This window comes from Algoriphagus sp. CAU 1675, from assembly GCF_029222925.1.
Lineage (GTDB): Bacteria > Bacteroidota > Bacteroidia > Cytophagales > Cyclobacteriaceae > Algoriphagus.
Genome location: NZ_JARHUI010000007.1, coordinates 139,812 through 145,811 on the forward strand (window position 1 = coordinate 139,812; position 6,000 = coordinate 145,811).

Consider the following 6,000-nt stretch of genomic DNA (forward strand, 5'->3'; position numbering starts at 1 on the left):
TGAACGGCTTTCCGAACCTCGAAAAAACCGAAAATCCCGAAGGGCCAGGCCCTCTAAGGAGGAATGAGAAATTAAAAATGAAGAATTGGGAATTAGGATGTGGGTTTTGAGAATTGAAAATTGAGAATTAGGAATTATTAATTGGGTTATGGGTTATTGATTGATCATCAGTGCTTACTGCTCAGTGGCATTATTGGTTAATTGGTTAATTGGTTAACTGAATAACTGGTTAATCGATCAGGGAAAACGGTGATTGGGTTAAAGGACTCCGAAGGAGTTGAACTGTGAATAGCCTAGGGTGAAACCCTAGGATACGGAATGGAATACAGAAACAGCGCTGGCGCAGGGTTTGGGTTTTGAAATGGGTTGAATTGCCAGCAAGACAAAGACGACCTTTCGGATTGAAAATCCTACGATATATAGTTCGACATTGCAAATGTCGAACAGCTAGGTAATTGACCGCGAAGGGCCGGGATGCGCGTAGGAAAAAACTTTCGGCCCCGGCATTTTCTTCCATCCTGCCGAGATTGTTCAAATTCCTCTGTCTCGTTTAGGATGGATTTTTTCTCCTTCTTCAAGCCTAAAAATGGCTGGATCACCGAGGCAAGCTCGGCGCTAAGCCATTTTTTTAACGGCTTTCCGAACCTCGAAAAAACCGAAAATCCCGAAGGGCCATTCCTTCCAGTTGAAGTAGTTTTTTTAAATTTTAAAATCTTCTATAATCAAAAGGGGATTTGATGGATTAAGGCGTTAATCGTTTAAGCGTTAAACGTTTGGGTCTACCTTCCCGATTACATCGGTACAAGTTATTCTCTAATCCCTAATCCCTGAACTCTAATCCCTTTCTCCTATTCCCTTTCGATTACATCGGGACAAGTTATTCTTTTAATTCGCTGAATTCGTGGTTTATTTAAAAATCGATCTTTGATTTCCCTTAGCTGACTGATCTAGGTTGTGGGTTGTAGGTTGATCATTAGTGCTTACTGCTCAATGGGACACTATCGTTTAATTGGTTAACTGTTTAACTGATCAGGGGAAATGGATTCGGTAAAAGGACTCCGAAGGAGTCGAACTGTGAATAGCCTAGGGTGAAACCCTAGGATACAAAATGGAGTACAGAACCAGCGCTGGCGCAGGGTTTGGGTTTGGAAATGGGTTGAATTGCCAGCAAGACAAAGACGACCTTTCGGATTGGAAATCCTACGATATATAGTTCGACATTGCAAATGTCGAACAGCAGGGTCGGTTGTCGTCACTGCGAGGAGGCGGAAAGCCGACGCGGCAGTCTTTTAGGTGAGTTGTAGATTTTGAGAATTGAGAATTAGGTTGTGAGTTGTAAGTTTTGGGTGGACATTTTGCCTACTGATAACTGATCACTGACCACTCCCCCCTTCCCCCTAAAAGCCAAATATCAAGATGGAAAAGAGATGATTGAGGAAATCGATTTCTGATAAAAACTCAAATTGAATTAATTTTTTAGCACTGAAAAGTGTGTTATTAGTTAAATTCCATATATTTCCCCAATAAGAGTAGGAATACCTATAGAATCAACCCTGTTTGAATACTTTTAATTAATTGCATGATTTTGAGGAAAAACACATTCCTGACAATCTTTTTGATTTTTTGGGGAATTTTAGCTTTTGCTTTTTCAGCTCGGGCACAAAATGACTACCGGGTTCCTTTCAAACATAGGGTAGGAAGCTCCAATCTTCAAAACAACATCTATCAAATCCGGGGTGATTTCAGCATCATTGGCAATACAAACCTTACGCTTGAAAATTACCGGGAGGATGGAACCAACTCGTTGGAAAAGATGCGCTTTGTGGATATAGACGATATCCCAAACACTTTCAATTCATCTTCGGCCACACTTGTGTTTTCAGAGGAAAATGGTGCAGACCCCAATTGTACAGAGATTATCTATGCCGGTTTGTACTGGTCAGGAAGAACCCTCCCAGGTTTAGGCCTGAACTTTGAACTGACAAAAAGAGGAGGACTTGATGAGCCCGTAACCTTAGATCAGCAAGAGACAGTATTAAAGGATCAGGATTCAGTCGATTTTTTACCTTATAAATTCTTTGTAATCCCAAATTTTGATGAAAACGGCTTGATTTTCCCTCAATATGAGCTTATATCCAATGACGGAACGGTTACCATAATTTTCAGATTCACTGCCAAAGGAGAAGTAATTTACTCCATCAATAATGAATCCTGGGTTTCCGTAGAAGACCTACAGATAGTAAATCAAACCGCGGTTTCTACGTCTACTTTCAAACCCATCACCTTCAGTTTTGAAGGCCTGAATTTCAGCATTGGGCAATTGACCCGATCCCTTGCTACGGAATACGATGAGTTTGTCCAAGGGGAAAATTCCCTCCAATTAATCACTTCAGGAACCTATAGACCCTATATCTACTACACAGAACAGTTTGACAAAAGAAAGCTGAAATTCAAACCACCCGGAGCGACAGATTATCTCGAGGTAACTGCTGACGGGAACGCGATTTTCTACCCACAGGAAGAACTGTATGAAATTTATGTGGGCTACGCTGATGTGACTGATCTGGTCAAATCTTCTGGCAGCGGAGAATATACGGTAGCCGACATTGCGCTGACGGAAGGATTATCCGATGAGGTCGGATATTTTGGCAACTGGGGCCTGATCGTAGTTTATCAAAACTCAAAAATGAACCTTCGGGATGTGACCATTTTTGACGGATATACTTCTATAGCGGCATGGAATGGAGTGGAACAAAATGGGGAAATAGAAATCCAAGGTTTTGGTGCGGTAAAAGAGGGACCTGTCAGCCTGAAATTAGGAATAATGGCAAGTGAGGGAGACAAGCCGATCGGAGGTGACTTTTTGGAGATTCAGGATCAAAAAGGAGATTGGGTCAAGTTGAACCACCCCTTGAACACCCCTGAAAACTTCTTCAATTCTTCCATCTATACACCTGTCCAAGACCAAAACGGAGTATATCAGGACAATCCCAGAACTCCCTTTCTCCTGAATAATACCGGAATTGACATCGTCCAATGGGAAGTACCCAATCCGGATAATACCATCATTGCCAACAACCAGAATTCTGCCAAATTCAGATATGGGACCAGCCAGGATCTCTATACCCTGTATGCACTGGCCTTTTCTGTTTTATCCTATTCACCCAATATCGAGGCCCATAATTATATCAAATCCATAAATGGTGCCCCTCCAACAGACACACCTACTGTTCAACCGGGTGAGGAAATCATCTATCAGGTAGACCTTAGAAATGTAGGAACAGAATCCACTGTAAATTCCCAACTGGTCATCCCTATTCCTTACAATGCAGTTTTTGTCAGCGCCGAGGTGATCCCTTCTTCCTTTGGGACGGTCAGGTTTGACCCCACTATGGGAATAGCCGGTTCTATTATCTGGGAAATCGGCGACATTCCTATTCTGGAAAATGTAGAAGATATCATCGCCTCCTTGGAATATAGATTAAAATTGACCGAGGATTGCTTTGTGCTGGCAAATGACAATTGTGATGCTAGACTCCTGGTAAACGGATCTATTTCGGGAACAGGCAGTATTTCTAACCAACCTTTCTCCAATCTTCCATTTATCAAAGAATACATGGAAGGGCTATGCGCTGGCAATGCAGTTTATGGTCCCATTGAGGTTCCCATTTCCGGAAAAGCCGAATTTGCTGCCCTACACTGCCCTGACTTTATGTTATTTACAGAGTTAAATCTGGGAGAGCTTCCGGAATTCTGTCTGGGAGATCCTCCATCTGATTTATCAGAACTAATTCCTCCAAGCCAGGAAGATTTTCAGGTTTATTTTTTCTCTGAAGAAATTGGTGGTACTCCTCTCCCCTCTTATTATGTCAATACTTCTCAGGTAGGATCTGAAACCATTTGGGTATCCGAAGGTCCTGAAGGCTCCTGCACAGGTATGAGAATCCCATTGACACTAACTGTGAATCCAAAAAGCCCGGAACCTTACACAGAGGATTTGATATTTTGTATGGAGGAAAAATCCCTCCCACTCACAGTGGATGCCACACCCGGATATACTGTCTATTATTATCCAGACAATGATCCCTCCACCCCGCCTATGACCAGTCCCCCTATTGTGGATTTGTCCAAACCCAAGGAATATTCCATTTGGGTAAGCCAGGGAACAGATGGAGCCTGTGAAAGTGACCGAAAAGAAGTAAAAATCATTATTGAGGATTGTAGCCTATTCCCCGAAATAGCAGTATCCATCTCAGCAGATCTGGATCATTTTACCAAGGAAGGAGAAATTATCAACTTTACCATTCTGGTAAAAAATACAGGGGGAATTACCCTGTTTAATGTAAATGTCAATGAATTTTTAGGCTACAATTCATGGTCCCTCCCGAGCTTGGAACCCGGAGAAGAGCAAAGTTTCACCTTCCCTTACAGCGTATCTTCCTACAATATTTTTGACACTTATATTTTTATTGGAGCAGAGGCTTCTGGATGGGACAGAAAAGGAGAATATGTCTTTGACAACGAGCAACTGACGATTCCGGGAATTATTTTCCCTCCCGGGTTTCTCGATTATTCCGTATCCACCTCTGCTGCCGAATGTCAGGAGGGAGATACAGGTTTGGGGCAGCTCATCATCCAATGGACTCAAAACCAAAGCGGTTCATACAAAATCACCGATTTGAATACCGGACAGGAACTGAATGGTGAGTTTGAAAATAAAAACCAAATTATAGCCGAAGTTCCCGCGGGGGATTATTCTGTAGAACTAATGGATTTAGAAGGAAAGGTCCATGCAGTCCCGGATATCTATAGTGTAGAAAAAAGACCCGATGTACAATTTGAGATACCCGCTCAGGTGACAGCCTGCGGAGAATATCTACTTATACCAGAATCGGAGCAAGCCCTGATTTTTTCCCTGATCGCTCCGGATGGATCTACGGTCAGCCCGGACTCAAATGGAGCTTTTTCTCTGACCCAAACCGGTACCTATCAAATCAAGGGAATGGATTCAAATCAGGAAATGTGTCCGGTGGGGAAAAGTTTTGAAGCTAGTATTATCCAACCTTCAGAACTGGAACTTGAATTACGGCCTTTCTGTAGTGAAGACTCTTCCACTACCCTCACTCTTTTGACTGATCCCGAGGGTCATTTGGTCCAATGGTACAGCCTGGAAGCCTCTGGAGAGGTACATCTGAGCGTGTATGACAACAGCAGTCAAATCATCGTTGACCATGAAGGTAAATACCGTGTCACCCTGACGGATGCAGAGGGCTGTCTTTTGGGAGAAAAGGAAATACAGGTCACCCAATCCTTCACCGATCCACCGGTATTGGGTAGTTTATACACCATTTGCACCGAGAGAAAAATAGAAGAGAGTATAGACCCGGGAAGTAGATTCAGTGAATTCAGCTGGATCCTCGATGGCGAGGAAGTCAGTTCGGAACAGATTTTTGCCCCCAATCAGGCAGGTTCCTACACATTGATTGCAAAGGACCCTTTGGGATGTGCCTATTTTGCTGATTTTGTAGTAGAAGACAAGTGCGAGCCTGAACTCAGGTATCCCAATGCCATGAGGCTGGGAGATCCCGGAAAAGGATTTGAAATTTACCCGGATAATCTAGCCGATGAGTTGGCAGTATCCATTTTTAACAGATGGGGACAACTTATTTATTTTTGTGAGGACAAAAATCCGGAGAATGGCGTCAAATCAAGCTGTTATTGGGATGGGACTTTCAATAATGAAACAGTTCCCAACGGAACCTATGTAGTACTGATCACGATCAAAAATTTCAAAATGGGAAGTACTAAAGTTGAAAAAGGATCGATTTTGGTTCTTGATTGATCCTAGGTTCTAGGTTGTGAGTTGTGGGTTGTTGATTGTTAATGCCTAAAAAACGTTGACCGGTTTATCTTACTGTTTAACATATAATTTGATCATATTCCAGAGTGATATTTGATCCTGAGGATGTTTTCTCGGATTTAATATACATCTTTTCGAAA

1 protein-coding gene is annotated in these 6,000 nt (G+C 42.5%); it reads left to right on the forward strand.

What is annotated here, in order from left to right; all coding sequences use genetic code 11:
• The first annotated feature begins 1,579 nt into the window (after window positions 1-1,579).
• Window positions 1,580-5,842, forward strand: a complete 4,263-nt coding sequence (locus P2G54_RS16090) for a gliding motility-associated C-terminal domain-containing protein (protein WP_275872580.1) — start codon at window positions 1,580-1,582, stop codon at window positions 5,840-5,842.
• Window positions 5,843-6,000: the final 158 nt, after the last annotated feature.